The following is a 21032-nucleotide window of genomic DNA, read 5'->3' as shown; positions in this document are numbered from 1 at the left end:
ACAATATGAAAAAAAATCCTACTTCAATTCTGGCTTTCTTAGGAGTCTTAGCAATTCTGTCCATCATATTTGCCTCTATGATGCCCCAGTATATTTCTAAAGATGAAGAAGCTCTTGCCGAATTCTCAACAGAACGAGCACTAAATCAGGTTCAGATTATAGCCCAAAAGCCCCATTTTGTTGGTTCTACCAATCATGAGTTAGTTGCTAATTACCTTAAACTTGAATTAAACAGAATTGGTCTCGAAACCTCGATTCAGGAAGGTTTTACACTGAATGACAAAGGTCTTTTGGTAAAATCCAAAAACATTCTGGCCCGTATAAAAGGAACTGATAATTCAAAAGCGCTATTATTACTCTCACATTATGACAGCGCACCGCATTCTTTTTCTAAAGGAGCAAGTGATGATGCTTCAGGAGTTGCCACAATCCTTGAAGGCGTACGGGCTTTTTTATACGCTAATGAAAAGCATAAAAACGATATTATTATCCTTTTTTCTGATGCTGAAGAACTGGGTTTAAACGGCGCTGCCCTGTTTGTGAATCAGCATCCGTGGGCAAAAGAGGTTGGCCTGGTTTTAAATTTTGAAGCAAGAGGTTCGTCCGGACCAAGCTATATGCTGATGGAAACCAATAAAGGAAACCAGGCTCTTGTAAAAGAATTTTCGAATGCCAAAGCAAAATATCCGGTTTCAAACTCGCTAATGTACAGTATTTACAAAATGCTTCCAAATGACACCGATTTAACTGTTTTTAGAGAACAGGGAAACATTCAGGGTTTCAACTTTGCTTTTATTGATGGTCATTATAATTATCACACCCAGCAAGATGATATTCAGCATTTAAACAAAACTACATTAACACATCAGGGATCATATTTGATGCCGCTATTAAAATACTTCTCTAATATTGATTTAAACTCTACTCACACTACACAGGACAATGTTTATTTTAGTGTTCCGTTCGGATTCTTCATAAATTATCCTTTTTCATGGGTTTTCCCAATGAGCATTATTGCTTTAGGACTACTTTTCTTCTTTATTTTCGTTGGAAAAGTAAAACACCTCATTTCTTTCAGGGAAATTTTTAAAGGATTTGTTCCTTTGCTAGGTTCCATGATTATTGCTGGTTTGGTCACTTTTTTAGGCTGGAAAATCGTCCTGCAAATTTATCCGCAATACACTGATCTGCTAAATGGTTTTACTTATAATGGTCATGCCTACATTGGCGCCTTTGTAACACTTAGTATTGCCATTTGTTTTGCTTTTTACCATCATTTTTCTGAAGCAAAAATTACGATGAATCATTTCGTAGCGCCGTTATTGCTATGGATTATCATCAATATCGTTTTAGCCAATCAATTAACGGGAGCAGGATTCCTGATTATTCCTGTTTACTTTGGAATTTTTTTATTTGGATTTTTTGTCCTTACCCAACATTACAGCATAGGTCTAAACTTGTTATTCAGCATTCCTGCATTAGCAATTCTAGCACCGTTTATCATCACGTTTCCAATTGGTTTAGGTTTAAAAATCCTTTACGGAAGTTCAGTTCTTACGGTATTGCTTTTCGGATTATTACTCCCGCTATTTGGATCATTTTATAGAAAAGGTGCCTGGACTATACTTTTCCTTATCATATCGATCAGCTTTTTTGTTTATGCCGGATATCACTCAGATTATGAACCCGGAAAGGCAAAATCAAATAGTTTATTATACGTTTATAACGCTGATACTGATTCTGCCGTCTGGACAACTTATGATATCAATCTGGATGAATGGACTAAAACATATCTGGGAAATATGAATCAAAAAGCAATAGGTCTAAACCGTCTTCCAATTGCAAGCAAGTACAATTCTGCTTTTACGTATAGCGCCATTGCTCCTAATATAGAAGTACTAAAACCAACTATTTCCTTTGTAAGAGACAGCGTTATAGGAAGTAAAAGATATCTGAAAATAAAAATTACGCCAAACCGTAAAGTCAATCGCTACGATATTTATGCAAATCCAAAAATGACGTTTTATAACTTTAAAGCCAATGGCGTTTCAACGTCCGGACAAAAAGGAAATCTTTTAAAGAGAGAGGACAGCAAAATTTTATGCTACTATGTTGTATCTAATGAACCTCTTGTGATGGAATTCGTTATTAATAAATCTTCTGTTTTTGATATGGATTTGATCGAAAGCTCTTTCGATTTAATGACCAATCCGCTGTTTAATATCAAACCAAGAAGCAACTGGATGATGCCTAAAGCTTTTGTTTTAAATGATGCTGTTTTGATTCAGCAAAAAATTAAAAGACATCCAGCGCCGGTAAAACCAATAGAAACTGCTCCGGTAATTGATAGTACTACAGTCAAAACAGATAGTCTGGCGCCAGTAATGGAAGTTAAAAAAGAAGTCATAAATCAATAATCATTCAAACCGTATTTATGAAAAAACTATTTTGGATTTTTGTAATTTCTGTAAGTTCCCATAACGGATTTTCTCAAACGATTGAAGAAAAAATAGCGAAACTGACATGCGACTGTCTAAGCAAAAAAGCTGAAATAACTGACGAAATTTACACAAGCTGTATAAGTGAATCCATGACTCAGGTTGTTATGGATGACAAAGACACAAAGGTTAGAGAATCCATAAATACAGTTGAAGGAATTCAGAGCCTTTTAAAAAAAACAGCTGAGATTTTAAGTAAAACCTGCGGTAAAATTACGACTAAACCAGTAATAAGCAATCCAAGCCCCTTTTATACTCATTCAAAAAACGAACAGGCACAAAACTCTTATATTATTGCTAAAGACTTTATGCGTGACCAAAAATATGAACTGGCGATTGAATCTTTCCAAATAGCTCTAAAAAAAGATTCAAAATTTGTTTTGGCTTTGGACGACATTGCGATGTGTTACAGACAATTAAAAGATTATGACAATGCAATCAAATATTATAAAAAATCACTCGAAATTTACCCTGAAGGTGATTTTGCTTTAGTAAATATTGGCGTTGTGTACAGTTTAAAAACAGATTATAAAACAGCTATTACTTATTATGAAAAACTGATAAAGTCTGACCCTAATAATGCAGAAGGCTTTTTTGGAGCAGGAAAAAATTATCTTGCCCTCAATGATTCTGAAAAAGCTTTAGACAATATTTTTAAAGCACATCGTATTTATACTATTGGCAAATCTGACTACGTAAAAGACACAGAGCAAATTATAGGCGGTATTTATCAGAAAATGAAAAGCGAAAACAAAGAAGATCTATTCAAAAAAGTTGCTGAGCAAAACGATATTAAAATAGAATAAATATTTCTCTTAAATCGTTCAGAACAATTTCAAAAGGCAGACTTAATGAAAAAGTCTGCCTTTTATATTTAACAAGCACATTCAACCTTCAATCCTTCCTTGACTCCCTTTTCGCCTTCGGTTGCATAACCATCGATTTTCCACCATTCCAGTCCGCCAATTAATTCTTTTACCTTAAATCCTAGTCTGGTCATATTTAGAGCTCCTTTTGTTGAGGCATTACACCCAATTCCGGCACAATAGGTAACATACAAAACATCTTTATCTAAATGCTGTGTGGTTTCTAAATTCATTTCGCGGTGTGGAATATTAAGCGCGTTTGGAATATGTTCCTCGTCGTAGCCAAAAGCTCTTCGGGCATCTATTACAATTATGTTTTCTCCATCGTTCAGCGCTTCAAATAAATCTGACGGATCCATTTCAAAGGCCAGCTTATTTTCGTAATGTTTAATCTGTGCTTCCATATTTAATGTTTTAAAGTTTATTTTTTCAAAATTAGGATGGTTTTACCTCTCATAAAAACGAAAAGAATTCATGCAGAACATTATTTTTTTTCATACAAAAGCCAATCTAATTTTTTGTTTCTTTGTGTATTAATCACTGAAAATGGAAATACGTCACTTAAAATTGATAAAAGCAATTGTCGAAGAAGGAAGCATTACCAAAGCGATTGACAAACTTCACCTGACACAATCGGCTTTGAGTCATCAGCTCAAAGAAGCAGAATATCAATTGGGAACAGCCATTTTTTTACGAACCAATAAAAAACTGGTTTTGACCAAAGCCGGCGAAAAAATCTACGATCTCGCCAATGAAATCCTGAACAAACTGTCAGAAACCGAAAGCCAAATCAAACAAATGGTTTTTGGAGAATATGGCGAAATTAGAATCAGTACTGAATGTTTTTCGAGTTATCACTGGCTTCCGTCAGTTTTGAAACAGTTTCATCTTTTATATCCTAATGTGGAACTTAAAATTGTGATCGAAGCCACTCATATACCATTGCAGAAACTTTTAGACAACACCATTGATATTGCTATTATAAGCGATCCGATTAAAGACAATACTATCAAATACACAGAACTGTTTCAGGACGAGGTTATGATGGTCGTTTCTGAGAATCATCCCTGGGCCGATAAAAAATATGTTGTTGCAGAAGATTTCATCAATGAACATCTCATTATCCATTCGCTCCCAATGGAAACTGTTACCATTCATCAGTTTCTTTTGGCTCCAGCCAAAGTGAGTCCGAAAAAAATAACGCCAATGCCTTTGACAGAAGCGTCCCTGGAAATGGTCAAAGCCGATATGGGTGTAATGTCAATGGCAAAATGGGCAGTTCAGCCGCATTTAAAATCCAGTCAGATCAAAGCGATTAAAGTTGGGAAAAATGGTTTGAAGAGAAAACACTTTATTGCCACAAGAGCCAATGAGAATTATCCGGATTATTTTAATCATTTTATCAGCTTTCTGCAAACAGAAATCAATCTTCAATGGAATATTCAATAAGAAACTGCGAAATAGCCGATTTACCCAAACTGGTCATTTTATGCCAAAAACATGCTGAATTTGAAAAAGCCGAATTTTCTCCGAAAGGAAAAGAACAAGGTTTGAAAAACGCTCTTTTTAATGAAAATCCAAAATTGTTTTGTTTAGTTGTTGCCACGAAAGAAACAATTGTGGGTTACACATCCTTTACTTTTGATTTTTCAACCTGGGATGCTTCTTGTTTTTTGTATATGGATTGTTTATTTCTGGAAGAAGAAGTAAGAAGTTTTGGAATTGGCGAAGTTTTAATCGAAAAACTAAAAGAAATCGGAATCAAAAATAACTGCATCAATATGCAGTGGCAAACACCGGAATTCAACACAAGGGCCATTAAATTTTACAACAGAATTGGTGCAAAAGGAAAAGAAAAAGTCCGATTTACTTTAACTTTGTAAAATATTAATCTTGTATTTTTTTTTAACGCAGATTTAAAAAAATTTAAGCTAATTTTCGCAGATTATTTTAAAATCAATCTGCTAAATCTGCCACTCGAGCGATAGCGAACTGGCGAAGCAAATCTGCGAGAAAGAAAAAAGCTTTTCTATTTTGAATCTTAAAAAATGACAAAAATAAGTGTACTGGGATGCGGTTGGTTAGGGCTTCCACTGGCAAAAAGACTAATCGAAAAAGGAAATTCAGTAAATGGATCCACAACTTCAGAAAATAAACTTCCGATTTTAAAAGACGCCGGGGTAAATCCATTTTTAGTTGCACTTGAAAGCGAAAGCGTTTCTGAAAGCATCATTGATTTTTTAGCAGAAAGCGAAATCCTGATTATTGATATTCCGCCAAAACTGAGAGCTGCCAATCCAGATTCAGAAAAGAAAGTTTTTGTCGAAAAAATCAAAAACCTGATTCCGTTTATAGAAAAATCTTCCGTTAAAAAAGTGCTTTTTGTAAGTTCAACTTCAGTTTATGGCGATGAAAATAATTTGATTACGGAAGAAACAAATCCAAATCCCGAAACCGAAAGTGGCAAGCAATTGCTTTTATCAGAAGCAATTTTACAGAGAAATCAAAACTTCGAAACTACTATTCTGCGTTTCGGCGGATTAATTGGAGAAGATCGTCATCCTGTGACTTCCTTGTCAGGAAAAGAAAACTTAGCAAATGCAGATGCTCCCGTAAATCTGATTCATCAAAACGATTGCATCAGCATCATTGAAGAAATCATAAACCAATCTAAATGGAACGACGTTTTTAATGCTGTTGCGCCATTTCATCCAACAAGAGAGGAGTATTATACACAAAAAGCAAAAGAACAAAACCTGATTTTACCGAAGTTTAGTGCTGGGAAATCTAATAGTAAAAAGGTTATTTCAAGCGCGAAAATTGAAACCGTTTTAAACTATAAATTTAGACTGGAAGATTATTAAACTATATAAATTATTTAAGTTTTATTACCTCCTAACACTATTGTCATCCTGAGCGGAGTCGAAGGCTTATGAAAACAAAAGGCTTCGACTCCGCTCAGCCAGTCATTAATTTTATATAAGTAAAGCAAAACACTTAAACTTAAATTTTATATCGTTCAAAAATATTTGCGAACTTTGGGTCTTTGCGGTTAAAACCAAAAATCATGGAAACAGTTTATATCAATTCCCCTCTTGGAATCACCAAAATCGTTGGAGATGAGAATGGTATCGCTGTAATCTCCGTTTCTGATGTTGGAACAAATGAAGTTTCAGAAACTATTCCCGAAGTTTTACAGGAGGCAGTTTTGCAGCTCAATGACTATTTCGAAGGTAAAAGAACCGATTTCGACTTAAAACTAAATCCACAAGGAACAGAATTTCAGCAGAAAGTCTGGAAAGCCTTACTGGAAATTCCGTATGGGAAAACAGTAAGTTATATGGATCAGACTAAAAAGCTTGGAGATGTAAAAGCGATTCGGGCTGTAGCATCGGCAAATGGTAAAAATCCGCTTTGGATTGTGGTTCCGTGTCATCGGGTTATTGGTACAAACGGATCTCTTACGGGTTATGCAGGAGAAATATGGCGCAAAAAATGGCTTTTGGAGCACGAAAGTCCTTCTGCACAGCAAAGTTTATTTTAGTCATAACTTATATTAATCATTCATATATAAAATTATGGCTAAAATAGTTTTAGAAAGCTGGAGAGAAGGTATAAAGGGAGTTTCGTTTGTAAAGCTGCAAAAAGAAATATTAGGAATAGATCTCAAAGAGGGTAAAACTAATTTCGACAACCTTTTGGAAGATATTCAAATAATTCTGGAAATAGATAATGAAAACTTAGCCAAATATTTTTTGAAAGAAGCAGACAAACTTGGCATTAATTGTAAATTCATAAAATAAATTTAAAAATAGTAAGAATTTTACAGATATTTGTAAAAAAATCTAAGCAAGTCTAACCATCAAATATCTAAGAAGTCTCCAAAAATGATTGAAAAAATAAACCTCAACAACATTTTATTTCTTGATATAGAAACCGTTCCTGAAGAAGAAAACTTTAATTCACTTGATTCGGAAATGCAATCCCTTTGGGATTTGAAAACACAATATCAGCGAAAAGAAGATTTTACCCCAGAAGAATTTTACGATCGTGCCGGAATCTGGGCAGAGTTCGGAAAGATAATTTGTATTTCGGTTGGTTACTTTACGATCAAAGGAGATATTCGAAATTTCAGGGTAACTTCTTTTTTTGGAGAAGAAAAAAAGATCCTGAAAGACTTTAATAATCTGCTGAACAATCATTTCAATCAGCCACAGCATCTTTTGTGCGGGCATAATGCCAAGGAATTTGATATTCCGTTTCTCGCACGCCGAATGATTATCAACCAAATTGCGATTCCGGATAAACTGAATTTATTCGGCAAAAAGCCATGGGAAATTCCGCATTTGGATACTTTAGAATTATGGAAGTTTGGCGATTACAAACATTTTACTTCTTTAAAATTACTGACGAAAATTCTTGGAGTCCCTTCTCCAAAAGGTGATATCGACGGAAGCCAGGTAGCATATGTTTTTTATGTGGAGAAAGACATTGACAGAATTATTACCTATTGTGAAAAAGACACCATTGCCGTAGCACAGATTTTCCTTCGTTTAAGACGTGAGGATTTATTGATTGAGGAGGAAATTATTCATGTATAGATTTTTAGTTGCTAAGGTTCTAACATACTAAGATTTTGAAATGGAAAGTCTTAAATGACTTATATAACTTATATGGTTAAAAAAAAGCAAGTATGACACATCACGAAATTTCAAATCATCGTCTCATTTCGCAAAAACTGGATAAAACAAGTCATAATTCACCTGAAAAAATTGTACAACATCTTGGCGCCATGCAGGCTCAGGATTACGAAATGGCAAAATGGGCAATTGGCTCCCGTTGTGATGCTACTGAAAAGGAAATCGAAGAAGCCATTAGTTCAGGAAAAATAATCCGAATCCATATTTTACGTCCAACCTGGCATTTGGTTTCAGCAGAAGATATTTACTGGATGCTCGATGTTTCCGGCCCTCAGGTGAAACGTATTATTATTGCCGAAACTAAAAAATATGGCTGTGACGAAAAGGAATTTGACAAGATCAACTCAGCTATAGAAAAGATACTGGCCGGAAACAATCATTTAACCCGGGAAGAAATCATACAGGAACTTAATGTCAAAAAAATTTCCGGCGATTATAAATTAAGTCCTGTTTTAATCATGATGTATGCAGAATTAGATGGTTTAGTCTGCAACGGAAAAATGAAAGGCAAAAAAATGACATATACCTTACTTGAAGAAAGGGTCCCTAAACCAAAAACCAAATTAACCAAAGAAGAAGCTTTGGCCAAACTTGCCCAACGTTATTTTGAAAGCCGTGGTCCGGCAACAGTTGCAGATTTTTCACACTGGTCCGGTTTTTCTACAACAATTTGCAAATCTGCAATTAATGCAATTAAATTGCAATTAAATAGTATAACTATTGATAATCAGCAATATTGGTTAAGTAATGCATGTCCTAATCCTCATAATTTCCGCGAAAGCGTACATTTTCTTGCCGCTTTTGACGAGTATTTAATTTCGTATAAAAACCGCGAATCTTCTATTTTATTAGAACATCAGCCAAAAGCTTTTACCAAAAACGGCATTTTTAAACCCACAATTGTAGAAAACGGAAAAGTCATTGGAACCTGGAAAAGAACCATCAAAAAAGATCATGCCAAAATTGAAACAGAGTTTTTCGTTAAAACCGAAATGAGCAAAAAAAAGTTACTTTTTGAAGGAATCAAATCTTTCGGAAATTATCTGGAAACTAAAATTGTGATTGAATGAAAATTCAAAAACTCACCTAAATCAATTTGCCTTAAACCACGAAATTGACTTTTGTAATTGTCATTGCAATTGATTTATTACATTTACAAAAAATTACAATTATGGTATTAAGCAGATTTTGGTTAACGATTTTTATTTCTTCGATTGTGTTTATTGTGGTGAGTTTATTTACTGCCAACACGTATACTATTGATTCTATTTTGAATGGAAAAAAAGATGATCCGATTTTGGTTTCTGAAAAATACGTTGAACAACTTCCCGCTTTCATCAAAGACAGCATTAAAAATGCGCCGGAACAGACCATGATTGTAAATCGTGACACGCTAAATTCCGATACAACCTATGTTTATAAAAACAAAACCGTAAAAATCTACAGCGGTCTTCAAAAATCAGATGGTTTACTGCCAACTTGTAAAAGTACCTTACTTGATTTAATTCTGCCGCTTATGGCTTATTTAGCATTTTTCTGCGGATTAATGGAACTTCTGATTATTTCAGGAGCTTCCGGAAATTTAGCCAAAGTGCTGAGTCCCGTTTTTGTAAAAGTATTTCCGAGTATTCCTAAAAACCACCCTTCGATATCCTACATGACCTTAAATTTTGCCGCGAATTTCTTAGGATTAGATTCCGCCGCAACTCCGTTCGGACTAAAAGCCATGGAAAGTTTACAGGAAATAAATCCCGAAAAAGACAAAGCCAGTGATGCACAGATTATGTTTATGTGTCTTCACGCTTCGGGTTTAACTTTAATTGCAACTTCAATTATCGGTTATCGTGCTGCTGCCAATGCCAGTAATCCGGCAGATGTAATGCTGCCTTGTATCATTACTTCTTTCATCGGAACTATTGCTGCTTTCCTGATTGTGGGAGTGAAACAAAAAATCAATTTTAAAAGTGCTTCACTTCTTATTGGTTTAATGACCTTAATTGCAGCAATTGTTGGTCTTCTGATGTATGTAAACCATTTGGATTTAATCGGGAAAAACTATTTCACTTCTAACCTTTCGGGATTAATATTAGTAGCGATAATTGCTTTTACCCTAATCTTTTCTTTCATACATGAGAAAAAATTTAAGGAAGATGAAACGACAGTTTTTGACACATTTGTAGTGGGAGCAAATAACGGAGTTAAGACTGGAGTTACGATTTTTCCTTATGTTTTGGGAATGCTGGTTGCTATTTCATTATTTAGAAACAGTGGTTTATTCGAAATCATCAGTGATGCTATTGGATTTATCTTTTCTAATATGGGAGTGAGCAAAGAAATTACTAATGCACTGCCAGTTGCAATGCTTCGCCCTTTTAGTTCTGCGGGATCAAGAGGATTTTTGATTGATTCGATGAATACTTTTGGAGCAGATTCCCTTACAGCAAGACTGAGCAGTATTTTTCAGTGCAGCGCCGAAAGTACGTTTTATGTAATTGCGGTTTACTTTGGTTCGGTAAATATTAAAAATACTCGTTACGCTTTGGGCACCATGCTTTTGGTTGATTTAATTTGTGTGATTACGGCTATTTTTGTGGCCACCTGGTTTTTTTAAAATTTGGAGATTTTAAATATGAAAATTAAACATCTTTTTATCTTATTGATTCTAGCAAGCTGTCATAAAGAACAGAAAAAAAGTCTGATTGCAGATGTAAATTCTGCTGAAGCAAAAGAACTTCCCACTGTTACTGATAAAGCAGAAACAGAAGAAAATATATTAGAAACAGATACCATTTTCCTTTCAAATGAAAAAAATGCCGAGTTCACTCATATTATGGCAAATTTGACAGAACTGAAAGCTGATAAGGACAGTATCCTAACATCGAAATTCAGACTTGATTTTTATCAGAATAAAACCAAAATCACGTCTTCAAGAATCACTATTAACAATTACGAGAAAGGTGCCGAATGGGGAGGATCCTCAGGTTTGACTAATGCATCAGGCAAAAATTCTTCTTTTATACAAATTGGTTTTGGATATCCTGCCTGCGGTTATACGCATGAAAATTATCTGTACTATCTGAAAAACCATAATTTACAGCTTGTTCATCAATGGCAATCGATGTCAGACAGCGGTTGGGGAACGTGGACTGAATTTGTAAGCAATACATCAGGAAAAGATCCTGAAAGTTTTTATTGCAAGACAGTTTCATTTGAACCCGGAGATGATAGCAATGAAGATTCGGGAATTGTAACCTATTCTGATTCTATTTCATTTTTACTAAAGGGAACTCATTGGAAAAAGAAACTTCTTTCAGCAAAAGATAAACCTTATTTTGAAAAAAAGATGAGCTTTAATGAGTTTCATAACCAACAATAAACTCCGAAACACTTATAATTCAAATTCTTTCTTAGGTAAATAATTTTTAACTTTGCCAAAAACAAAGAAATGATTGATTTTATATACCAGGATCCCTATCCTATTTTAAAAGACGAAACACAATACAGAAAAATTACTTCAGATTTTGTACAACTTGAAAAATTTGGAGACAAAGAAATTCTTCTCGTTGATCCAAAAGGATTGGAATTATTAGCTGAAGAAGCTTTAACAGATGTTTCTTTCATGTTGAGAACAACACATTTACAAAAGCTAAGAAATATTCTCGACGATCCGGAAGCAACAGACAATGATCGTTTTGTGGCTTACAATTTACTTCAAAATGCTTCGGTGGCTGCCGAAGGGCAATTGCCAAGCTGCCAAGATACGGGAACAGCAATCGTTATGGCAAAAAAAGGAGAAAGCATTTTCACCGGTGCTGATGATGCTGAATGGCTGAGCAAAGGAATTTTCAATACCTATCAAAAACGAAATTTACGTTATTCACAGATCGTTCCAATTTCGATGTTTGAAGAGAAAAACTCAGGTTCGAATCTTCCGGCACAGATTGATATTTACGCCAAAAAAGGAACTTCTTACGAATTTCTATTCATGGCAAAAGGAGGAGGATCTGCAAATAAAACGTATTTATACCAGCAAACAAAATCGTTACTAAACGATAAATCCCTTGATGCTTTCATTCGTGCTAAAATCAAGGATTTAGGAACTTCTGCCTGTCCACCTTATCATTTGGCTTTAGTGATTGGCGGAACTTCTGCTGAAGCAAATTTAGCAACTGTAAAAAAAGCATCCGCAGGATATTTTGACAATCTGCCTACTTCAGGAAACATGGCCGGTCAGGCGTTTCGTGATTTGGAATGGGAAGAGCGTGTTCAGAAAATCTGTCAGGAAAGTGAAATCGGAGCTCAGTTTGGAGGAAAATATTTTACGCATGATGTACGTGTAATCCGTTTGCCTCGTCACGCAGCTTCCTGTCCGGTTGGATTGGGAGTTTCCTGTTCTGCAGACCGAAATATCAAAGGAAAAATTACAAAAGACGGAATCTTCCTTGAGCAGTTAGAAGTAAATCCAAAACAATTTTTACCGGAAACAGCACCTCATCTGGAAGCTCCGGTTGAAATTGACTTAGATCAGCCAATGGCGGATATTTTAGCAAAATTGTCACAATATCCTATCAAAACCCGTTTAAAACTAAACGGAACTGTTATTGTGGCCCGTGATATCGCACACGCAAAAATTAAGGAATTATTAGATGCCGGAAAACCGATGCCGGAATACTTTAAAAATCATCCTGTGTATTATGCAGGACCTGCAAAAACTCCTGAAGGAATGGCTTCAGGAAGTTTTGGACCAACAACAGCCGGTCGTATGGATGTGTATGTGGATGAATTTCAAAAACATGGCGGAAGTATGGTGATGCTGGCCAAAGGAAACCGTACCAAACAAGTTACGGATGCCTGCAACAAATACGGCGGATTCTATTTGGGTTCTATCGGAGGTCCGGCCGCTATTTTGGCTCAGGACAATATCTTAAAAGTAGAAGTGGTAGATTTTGAAGAATTAGGAATGGAAGCTGTTCGAAAAATCACTGTAAAGGATTTCCCTGCATTTATCATTACGGATGATAAAGGGAATGATTTCTTCGAAAATCTATAACACTTGATACCATTCAAATAAGTTTATGCACAAAAAAACCGCTCATAAAAATTGAGCGGTTTTTTTTATTTCTTCATGGTAAGGACTATTTACTAAGCAGGATACTCCAGTCTGCTCCACTGTAAATTTTATGTTTTGCTGAAAAACTACCTTGATTTACAGCTAGTGAAAAATTCAAAAGACTGTTAAAATAGCAAACATCTGTTCCTACTGAAACTTCTCCAAAAGTATTTACAAACTTTAATTTTCCTTCGTATGCTTTTTTAGTTCCGTTGAAAATTTGAATTTTAACCAAATCTCCTGCTTTTAAACCAAGATTAGCAAATGTTTTTTTATCAATATTTGTCCAGACATTTCCGTATTGAATATCCAAAATCGGAATTCCTCCTTTTATAATTCCTTTTTCGAAAACAGGCCTTTGGTAATCAATTTTTACCACTTCGCTGGCTAGTTTAGGACCGACTTTTTCAAAAGTAATCGTTTTAGAAGCTAAACGGGCTCCGGTAAAAGCATATACATCACGCCCGTGAAAGGTATAAGATTCATTTGAATTCTGACGGCGGTTTTTTACTTCATCAATTTCACGGACTTCCTGAATTCCTAATTGCTCAGCGATTAAGGTTAAAGTTCCATTATCCGGAGTTACAAAATAATGACCGGATTTTGTCAATAATACTACAGAATGTCTTGCTGTACCCACACCAGGATCACAAACCGAAACAAATACGGTTCCCGCAGGATAATACTGAGCCGTTTGCGATAAGCGGTATGCTGCTTCCCAAATATTAAAAGCAGGAATTTCGTGTGTTATGTCAAATATTTTCAAATCGGTTGAAACTCCCATTGCAACTCCTTTCATAGCAGAAACTGCTCCATCTTTCAAACCAAAATCTGATTGAAAAACCAATACGTTATTTTGTGAAAAGCCATTAAATGTAACGACAAACAAAAAAAGTAATAACCGTAATTTCATTTTTTTTATTTTTAGAATTTACGCAAAGGTATTTTATAAATATCAAAAAATAACATATAAAACTTATAAAAAGCATCATTTTATAAATCAATTTTAATGTTTTACAGTTACATTTGTATTTTATTAATTATCCCATGTAATTAATAGGGAATAACTATTCTTTGCAAAACAATACTTAAACCAAACGAATTTATGAGAAAAAAACTAAAACTTATAATTACACTGATTTTCACCTTATCGTGCAGTTTGTTTTTCGCCCAAAATCACGAAATCAACGGAACAGTCACAAACGAAAACGGAGATCCCTTAGAATTTGCAACAGTTCTTATTAAAGGTTCTCAAACCAGCGTTACAACCGATACATCTGGAAAATTTAAAATTACTTCCTCAACAAATTCTCCAAGCTTAATTGTTTCCTTACTTGGATATATACCAAAAGAAGTGGTAGCAAGAGATCATTTTGTTGAAGTTCAGCTCTTCTTTGAAAGCAATAATCTGGATGAAATTGTGGTTGTGGGAAGCCGGAATCCAAAGAAAAGTAAACTTGAAACTGCAGTACCTGTAGATGTTGTGAATTTAGCTAAAATTAGAAATATAACCCCGCAAACCACTACAAACGATATATTGACTTATTTGATCCCCTCTTTCAATTCCAACAGACAATCTTCGGCAGACGGAACAGAACATATCGATCCGGCTTCGTTAAGAGGTTTAGGGCCTGATCAGGTTTTAGTTTTAATTAACGGAAAAAGAAGACATACTACTTCGCTTGTAAATTATCAAAACACGGTTGGAAATGGCTCTGTTGGAACAGATTTAAGCGCAATTCCGGCATCGGCAATTAAGCGAATTGAGGTTTTACGTGATGGCGCAGCTGCGCAATATGGTTCTGATGCCATCGCTGGTGTAATCAATTTAGTTTTAAAGGATAATACAGGCTTAGAAGCTAATGCAACTTATGGTTCAACTTCAAGAAATGACGGACAAACGACAAATTTAAATCTAAATTACGGAACAAAAATTGGAAGCAAAGGAGGTTTTATCAATCTTTCGGGAGAGTTCAATAACCGTGAAAAGACAAACCGTTCTCAAAACCATAACCTGATTATTTTTGATCAATCGGCTCAGGGAAACTTTTTTGCTTATGATTTTGCAGATGATCCAGCTCAGTCCCGCCAGATAGATGATGATTTATTAGCACAAAACGGATTGAAACGCAATGATTTTAATTTTCAGATTGGAGACGCTAAAATTCAAAATATTCAGGGTTTCTTTAATGCTTCTATTCCATTAAACGAACAAATAGAATTTTATACATCAGGGGGCGTCAGTCACAGAAAAGGAACCGGTTACGGATTCAGACGTTTACCAAGTGAAACTGAAAATGTTGTCGCTTCTATTTTTCCATTTGGATTTCAGCCCGAACTAAACTCAGTTGTAACGGATCTTTCTTCTTCTTTTGGATTCAAATTTAAATTTGGAGAGTGGAAGCTGGATTTAAGCAATACCATCGGACAAAATAAATTTGTTTACGAAGTATCGAATACGAATAACGTTTCTTTAGGAGATGCAAGTCCAACAAAATTTGAGGCCGGAAATCATTCTTTTCTTCAAAATACTGTAAATGCAGATATATCAAGATTATATAAAGAAATTTTTAATGGATTGAATGTTGCTTTTGGTGCCGAATATCGTTTTGAAAAATATAAAATTGTTCCTGGTGAAGAAGCTTCTTACATTGATGGCGGAGCACAATCATTTCCGGGCTTTTCTCCTTTGAATGCAGTAGACGAGAATAGAAACAGTGTTGGAATTTATGCTGACATTGAAGCTGATGTTACTGAGAAATTATTGGTTGGAGTTGCCGGTCGTTTTGAAGAGTATACCGATTTTGGAAATACAATTAACGGAAAATTATCTGCCCGATATAAAATTCTGGACAACCTTTCAGTTCGCGGTGCTATTGGTTCAGGATTCAGAGCACCTTCATTACATCAACAATATTTTAACAATATAGCAACAGATGTGGTGGATGGAGAAGTTCTAAATTCTGGTATTTTCAGAAATGACAGCGACGTTGCAAAACAACTCGGAATTCCGAAATTAAAAGAAGAGACCTCTAAAAATTATAGTTTTGGAATTGTTTATTCTCCAACAAAACAATTACATATCACGGCTGATTATTACCACATCAAAATCGACAACAGAATCATTTTAACCGGAAATTTAGGAAACGATGCTTATGGAGAACCCGTTGAGGAACTTCGCAAACTGTTTGCCCAATATGGAGCTGAAACCGGACGTTTTTTCACCAACGCAATTAACACCACTACAAATGGTCTTGACGTTGTTATTGATTATGATTTAAACCTTGGAAAAGGAAAATTAAATCTTTCGTTATTGTACAATTACAATGACAACAAAGTTGATGATCAGTTAAACAATATCCCATCCCTATTTGTTGGTCAGGAAGATGTTTACTACGGTCCGCAGGAAAGAAGTTTGATTGAGACCAATACTCCAAAACATAAAGGTACTTTTGCCATTAATTATGGTTTAGACAAATGGAACTTTTTATTGAGAAATACTTATTTTGGAGAAGTAACCAGAGATGGTTTTCCGTTTGGGGGAATTCAGAAACATGACGGAAAAGTCGTAACTGATTTAACTGCAGCATATAAAATAACACGAAAAATTCAGTTTGCATTAGGGACCAATAACTTATTTGATATTTTCCCGGATAGACAAATTTATGAAAACAGCTATTTCGGAGTATTCAAATATGCTCCGGTTCAGATGGGAACTACAGGGGCTTATTATTTTGGAAGATTGAGTTTAACTTTATAATTTTTAACCAAAAATAAGGCAAAAAGTAGCAAAACCCCGGAGAAGTAAAGTGTCTAAAAAAGCAATAACCGCCCAAATAGGCGGTTATTTTACTTCGGTTCTTTTTGAAATTACTAGTTGAAAATCTACATAAGAAAGCCCCGCAAAATTGCGAGGCATTCCGTTTTTACTAACTCAAATTCAATTATTTCTTAACAAATTTCTTAACGATTTTTTTACTTCCGTTATTTAATTCGATAATATAAACCCCCGTATTTAATGTACTTACATCAATAGGGTTTCCTGAAAATGCTCCAGTAATAATTTGTTGTCCTAATGTATTTACAATTTTAAAAGTATACCCTGAATTGTTTAAAAACGATACATTTAACTCATCGGCTACCGGATTTGGGTATAATGCAAAACTTGAAGTTTCAGTAGTTTCGACTAATCCTGCAGCAATTTCTTCGTTTGTAATGGCCCCTGAAGCTGTAATGTTTATCGAATAATCTTCTACCTGACCATAAGAGAAAGCCTCACAAGATGTTGGAATTCCGTTGTATTTCATAGAAACTCTAACTCTGGTTGTTCCAAGTGTTGCTGTTGCCGGTATTGTGATTGTTCCCGTTACCGGAGTTGTTGTTGATGTGGCTTTTGTCCAAACAGTTTCACCTGAATCGGCAAAATCACCATCCTGATTATAATCTATAAAAACAGCATAACCTTCGCTATAAACAGAAGAGGTCCAGCTTGGAGTAATCGTAATAGTATAAGCATTTCCTCTTGCTGCATTTGTAGAAACAGCAGTGTAATTTTCATAACCGGTAGTTCCTGTTGAAGTATTATTAATTGTTCCAAATACCACTTTACCAATTCTCTCGTCTGCGGCACTATTTCCCTGAGAAGTACAATAGGTTACAGTCGCTGCAGTAGTAGTAATATTTACAGTATTGCTGGAAGCAGAAAGATTTCCTGCAGCATCTTTGGCTTTTACACTAAAACTATAAGCCGTTAAAGCGCTTAAACCTGTTACGGCATAAGTTGTTGTTGTGGATGATCCTTTTAAAGTTGTTCCCTGATAAATATTATACCCCGTAACAGCTACATTATCTGTTGAGGCCGTCCATGATAAGTTTGTTGTTGCGCCTGTAGTACCTGAAGCTGCCAGACTTGCCGGTGCCGTTGGCGCTGTTGTATCTGTAGAACTGCTGTAAGCTGCTCCAACCCCAACTGCATAAAATGCATTTGTTGTTGCAATAACCTCAGCTGATCCTGCACCATATAAATCAATTGCCGATTGTATTCCGGAAGTTCTTGCATTTGCAAAAGTTGAATTAGCTGTTAAATAAACGCTCTCTAGGCGATACGCTATTTTTGCTGCTTTGTCAATTGTAATACCCGTAACGTTATAGGCATTTCCAATATCATTTGTACCTGTCTTACCTACTGCCAGAATATAAAACCAGTGATTTAGGACTCCAGAATTTGTATGCACTCCGCAATAATCATTGGATTCAGTGGGTGTACAATTTGGGTTTATCCAATAGGTTCCGCCATAAGTATCTGGTTGCCCTTCAGCATTTGGGTTACTCATTGATCGTAAAGCAGCATGTCCTGATCTTCTTTCTATATCTTCTCCAATTAACCAGATAGATTTTGTTGGTGCGGCAAAATACTCAATACAGGCTCCCCAAATATCCGAAAAAGCTTCGTTCATTGCTCCGGATTCTTTTTGATAAGCTAAGTTTGCTGTGTAGGAACAAATGGCATGACCAATTTCATGACCAGCTACATCAATAGATGTTAAAATATCAAAATAGGTTCCACTGCCATCTCCGTAAGTCATTACACTTCCGTTCCAATAAGCATTATCATATGCATTGCTGTAATGCACATAACTTTTTATGATAGTACCTGCGTTATCAAAACTGTTCCTGCCATGTACACTAGACCAGTAATCATAGGTTTTTTCTGCTCCCCAATGGGCGTCTAATGCACCATTATCTTTGTTTGTATTTGCATACTCGGCTGCGGTCCAGTTATTATCTGCATCTGTAAAATTTACTGCAGCAGTGTAGCTGGTTCCTTTTTGCATATTAAAGGTATTAATACCCAACCCTCTTGTTGCATCTGCCAATCTATAAGAAGATCCGCTTAGAGTAGTTTGTATAACCTGCGTTCCGCTATAACGTGTAGCTGCATTAGCGGCTACAATGGCAACTTTAGAGCTGGAAGATGCTTTTGAGTGGTCTATACTTGTTGCTTTTGATTTGCCATGGCTATATTTCCCAAGATGTTTTATCGTTGCATTGTAAAATAAAACTTTTCCGGTACTAGCGTCTATGTAAACATCACCACGACTTACGGGATTTGTGGCATAAATATCAAACTTGTAAGCTAAACGAACATTATCCCTTGTCCTTTTTTGACCCTGATCTTCCATCGCTGGTAAAAGGACCAATTCTCCTTTTGGTTTTTCATAATTCATTTCTTTTGCATCAAGCGGAGTCTCCCACAGATATTGCTTTGCGCCAATTTGGCTTATTGCTTTATTAAAAGCTTCATCTGTAGAAAGTTTAGGTGTTATTTCTACATTTTCAAGGTCATAATATTCACCATTCATAGAAATTAATTTGCCACTTTTATAATGTAGACTATAGTTTGCAAACTCAACTTTAATTCCCTGATTATACAATTGAAATTTTTCATGAGTATAACCATCTTTATCCGTTTCGGTCCTGATTTTGGCAAAAGACTGATTCTCTTTTAGCCCTAATTGATCCTGAAAGACCTTTCTTGAATCGGAATCTTTGTAAGAAGCACTTTCGTTAAAGATAATTGAACTTGGTAATCCGTTTTCGGATACATTTTTCTGACTTACGCGTTTGTCTGTTATTTGCGAAAATGCGGTTAAAGAAAATGTGAACATAATAACTGTCGTAGTGACAATTTTTGGTAATTTTTTTTCCATAATAAAAGGGGTTTAAAATTTTGGTAAATAAATTAAAACAAAATATTTAATGTAGCTAAATACTTTAATTTATGACAAAAATATTTCAATTTTGTTATTTTATCGACGAATTTTGCCTTTAATCGATAAAATACAACACTTTTTGTCTTAAACTCACTTTTATTTAACAATATGTAAAGATTTTGTAAAAATTTACATCAAAAACGATATATTACTTAATTATAAAATATTGTAAAACAATAATTAATAGAAAAAAGAAAGGCATTTTAGAATTTATTCAACAAAAAAGAGGCTGTCCGAAAAGTCGAAGCTAGCCTCTGAGAATTGCATAAATGAAATTCGTCTCCAATAGGAGTCCAAATATTTTAGTATAAAAAAGAGGCTGTCCATACTTTTCGGACAGCCTCCTCCTATTTTAGCAGAACGAAATTAATTATCTTTCCATTTCCAGAATTTCTCCTTCAATTATCAAATCCGCTTCAGTTGAAGCAATAATATATTCAACAGAAACACCTGGCGCACGTTCTAAGAGCTTAAAACCATTTTTCGTGACTTCGAGAACTGCAAGCTCGGTTACTACTTTTTTAACGCATCCTACGCCTGTTAAGGGTAAAGTACATTTTTTAAGAATTTTAGATTCTCCTGCTTTGTTAACGTGCATCATGGCTACTATGATATTTTCGGCAGAAGCCACCAAATCCATAGCGCCTCCCATTCCTTTTACCATTTTACCCGGAATTTTCCAGTTGGCAATATCACCGTTTTCAGAAACTTCCATCGCTCCCAAAATCGTTAAATCAACTTTCTGGCTACGGATCATTCCGAAACTAAAAGCAGAGTCAAAGAAACTCGCCCCCAAGAGTGTTGTAATAGTCTGTTTTCCCGCATTGATAATATCGGCATCTTCTTCTCCTTCAAAAGGAAAAGGTCCCATCCCGAGAACTCCGTTTTCACTTTGAAATTCTACGGAAATATCATCTCTTACATAATTTGCAACCAGTGTTGGAATCCCAATACCAAGATTGACAAAATAGCCGTCTTTTACTTCTTTTGCAATTCGTTTTGCTATATCTTCTTTTGTTAACATATCTTCATGTTTCAATTTTTTAATGTGTCAATTAGATAATGCTCTAGTTATACTGAACATT

The 21032-nt window shown here is 35.2% G+C and carries 17 protein-coding genes; 13 read left to right on the top strand and 4 right to left on the bottom strand.

Annotated elements, in window-relative coordinates; translation table 11 throughout:
• Positions 1–5: 5 nt before the first annotated feature.
• The gene (locus tag BXU10_RS18025) at positions 6–2417 is read left to right on the top strand and encodes a M28 family peptidase (RefSeq protein WP_078228947.1); all 2412 of its coding nucleotides are present in this window, start codon (positions 6–8) and stop codon (positions 2415–2417) included.
• A gap of 17 nt (positions 2418–2434) precedes the next feature.
• Entirely contained in the window at positions 2435–3304 is an 870-nt protein-coding gene (locus BXU10_RS18020; RefSeq protein WP_078228946.1) for a tetratricopeptide repeat protein, read from the top strand.
• A 68-nt stretch (positions 3305–3372) separates the two neighbouring features.
• Here BXU10_RS18020 and BXU10_RS18015 read toward each other — a convergent pair whose 3' ends face one another.
• Positions 3373–3768, bottom strand: a complete 396-nt coding sequence (locus tag BXU10_RS18015) for a rhodanese-like domain-containing protein (protein WP_078228945.1) — start codon at positions 3766–3768, stop codon at positions 3373–3375.
• Between the two features lie 142 nt (positions 3769–3910).
• Between BXU10_RS18015 and BXU10_RS18010 the strand changes: the two genes are divergently transcribed.
• The 10 genes from BXU10_RS18010 (at position 3911) to BXU10_RS17965 (ending at position 13114) form a co-directional block, all read left to right on the top strand.
• Positions 3911–4813 (top strand): LysR family transcriptional regulator, encoded by a 903-nt coding sequence (locus tag BXU10_RS18010; protein ID WP_078228944.1) that lies wholly within the window; start codon positions 3911–3913, stop codon positions 4811–4813.
• Positions 4798–5247, top strand: a complete 450-nt coding sequence (locus BXU10_RS18005; protein ID WP_078228943.1) for a GNAT family N-acetyltransferase — start codon at positions 4798–4800, stop codon at positions 5245–5247. The genes BXU10_RS18010 and BXU10_RS18005 overlap by 16 nt, the downstream gene beginning before the upstream one ends.
• Before the next feature lie 165 nt (positions 5248–5412).
• Positions 5413–6228: an NAD(P)H-binding protein gene (locus BXU10_RS18000; RefSeq protein ID WP_078228942.1), complete on the top strand. Its 816-nt coding sequence runs from the start codon at positions 5413–5415 to the stop codon at positions 6226–6228.
• Between the two features lie 203 nt (positions 6229–6431).
• Entirely contained in the window at positions 6432–6908 is a 477-nt protein-coding gene (locus BXU10_RS17995; protein WP_078228941.1) for a methylated-DNA--[protein]-cysteine S-methyltransferase, read from the top strand.
• A 34-nt stretch (positions 6909–6942) separates the two neighbouring features.
• Positions 6943–7167, top strand: a complete 225-nt coding sequence (locus BXU10_RS17990) for a hypothetical protein (RefSeq protein ID WP_031456681.1) — start codon at positions 6943–6945, stop codon at positions 7165–7167.
• An 84-nt stretch (positions 7168–7251) separates the two neighbouring features.
• Positions 7252–7965 (top strand): 3'-5' exonuclease, encoded by a 714-nt coding sequence (locus BXU10_RS17985; protein WP_078228940.1) that lies wholly within the window; start codon positions 7252–7254, stop codon positions 7963–7965.
• Between the two features lie 92 nt (positions 7966–8057).
• Positions 8058–9134, top strand: a complete 1077-nt coding sequence (locus BXU10_RS17980; RefSeq protein WP_078228939.1) for a winged helix DNA-binding domain-containing protein — start codon at positions 8058–8060, stop codon at positions 9132–9134.
• Positions 9135–9235: 101 nt separating this feature from the next.
• On the top strand, positions 9236–10675 hold the full coding sequence (locus BXU10_RS17975; protein ID WP_078229256.1) for a nucleoside recognition domain-containing protein: 1440 nt from the start codon (positions 9236–9238) through the stop codon (positions 10673–10675).
• Positions 10676–10693: 18 nt separating this feature from the next.
• Positions 10694–11440: a hypothetical protein gene (locus BXU10_RS17970; RefSeq protein ID WP_078228938.1), complete on the top strand. Its 747-nt coding sequence runs from the start codon at positions 10694–10696 to the stop codon at positions 11438–11440.
• Between the two features lie 69 nt (positions 11441–11509).
• Entirely contained in the window at positions 11510–13114 is a 1605-nt protein-coding gene (locus tag BXU10_RS17965; protein ID WP_078228937.1) for a fumarate hydratase, read from the top strand.
• Positions 13115–13199: 85 nt separating this feature from the next.
• Here BXU10_RS17965 and BXU10_RS17960 read toward each other — a convergent pair whose 3' ends face one another.
• Complete coding sequence (locus tag BXU10_RS17960) at positions 13200–14087, bottom strand: S-adenosyl-l-methionine hydroxide adenosyltransferase family protein (protein ID WP_078228936.1); 888 nt, start codon at positions 14085–14087, stop codon at positions 13200–13202.
• A gap of 192 nt (positions 14088–14279) precedes the next feature.
• Here BXU10_RS17960 and BXU10_RS17955 point away from each other — a divergent pair, with 192 nt between their 5' ends.
• Positions 14280–16934, top strand: a complete 2655-nt coding sequence (locus BXU10_RS17955) for a TonB-dependent receptor (protein ID WP_078228935.1) — start codon at positions 14280–14282, stop codon at positions 16932–16934.
• A gap of 184 nt (positions 16935–17118) precedes the next feature.
• Here BXU10_RS17955 and BXU10_RS17950 read toward each other — a convergent pair whose 3' ends face one another.
• Complete coding sequence (locus BXU10_RS17950; RefSeq protein ID WP_078228934.1) at positions 17119–19884, bottom strand: M4 family metallopeptidase; 2766 nt, start codon at positions 19882–19884, stop codon at positions 17119–17121.
• Positions 19885–20317: 433 nt separating this feature from the next.
• A complete protein-coding gene (locus tag BXU10_RS17945) occupies positions 20318–20971 on the bottom strand; it encodes a CoA transferase subunit B (protein ID WP_078228933.1) in 654 nt (217 codons plus the stop codon).
• Positions 20972–21032: the final 61 nt, after the last annotated feature.

This window comes from Flavobacterium sp. LM4, from assembly GCF_002017935.1.
GTDB classification, from domain to species: Bacteria; Bacteroidota; Bacteroidia; order Flavobacteriales; family Flavobacteriaceae; genus Flavobacterium; species Flavobacterium chungangense.
The sequence above is the reverse complement of the archived record's forward strand: the minus strand, read 5'-3'. Positions and strand labels throughout refer to the sequence as shown.

Excerpts from the sequence above, each read along its gene's own strand:
- BXU10_RS18025 (WP_078228947.1), top strand. The coding sequence starts at position 6 with ATGAAAAAAAATCCTACTTCAATTCTGGCTTTCTTAGGAGTCTTAGCA.
- BXU10_RS18020 (WP_078228946.1), top strand. The coding sequence starts at position 2,435 with ATGAAAAAACTATTTTGGATTTTTGTAATTTCTGTAAGTTCCCATAAC.
- BXU10_RS18015 (WP_078228945.1), bottom strand. The coding sequence starts at position 3,768 with ATGGAAGCACAGATTAAACATTACGAAAATAAGCTGGCCTTTGAAATG.
- BXU10_RS18010 (WP_078228944.1), top strand. The coding sequence starts at position 3,911 with ATGGAAATACGTCACTTAAAATTGATAAAAGCAATTGTCGAAGAAGGA.
- BXU10_RS18005 (WP_078228943.1), top strand. The coding sequence starts at position 4,798 with ATGGAATATTCAATAAGAAACTGCGAAATAGCCGATTTACCCAAACTG.
- BXU10_RS18000 (WP_078228942.1), top strand. The coding sequence starts at position 5,413 with ATGACAAAAATAAGTGTACTGGGATGCGGTTGGTTAGGGCTTCCACTG.
- BXU10_RS17995 (WP_078228941.1), top strand. The coding sequence starts at position 6,432 with ATGGAAACAGTTTATATCAATTCCCCTCTTGGAATCACCAAAATCGTT.
- BXU10_RS17990 (WP_031456681.1), top strand. The coding sequence starts at position 6,943 with ATGGCTAAAATAGTTTTAGAAAGCTGGAGAGAAGGTATAAAGGGAGTT.
- BXU10_RS17985 (WP_078228940.1), top strand. The coding sequence starts at position 7,252 with ATGATTGAAAAAATAAACCTCAACAACATTTTATTTCTTGATATAGAA.
- BXU10_RS17980 (WP_078228939.1), top strand. The coding sequence starts at position 8,058 with ATGACACATCACGAAATTTCAAATCATCGTCTCATTTCGCAAAAACTG.
- BXU10_RS17975 (WP_078229256.1), top strand. The coding sequence starts at position 9,236 with ATGGTATTAAGCAGATTTTGGTTAACGATTTTTATTTCTTCGATTGTG.
- BXU10_RS17970 (WP_078228938.1), top strand. The coding sequence starts at position 10,694 with ATGAAAATTAAACATCTTTTTATCTTATTGATTCTAGCAAGCTGTCAT.
- BXU10_RS17965 (WP_078228937.1), top strand. The coding sequence starts at position 11,510 with ATGATTGATTTTATATACCAGGATCCCTATCCTATTTTAAAAGACGAA.
- BXU10_RS17960 (WP_078228936.1), bottom strand. The coding sequence starts at position 14,087 with ATGAAATTACGGTTATTACTTTTTTTGTTTGTCGTTACATTTAATGGC.
- BXU10_RS17955 (WP_078228935.1), top strand. The coding sequence starts at position 14,280 with ATGAGAAAAAAACTAAAACTTATAATTACACTGATTTTCACCTTATCG.
- BXU10_RS17950 (WP_078228934.1), bottom strand. The coding sequence starts at position 19,884 with ATGGAAAAAAAATTACCAAAAATTGTCACTACGACAGTTATTATGTTC.
- BXU10_RS17945 (WP_078228933.1), bottom strand. The coding sequence starts at position 20,971 with ATGTTAACAAAAGAAGATATAGCAAAACGAATTGCAAAAGAAGTAAAA.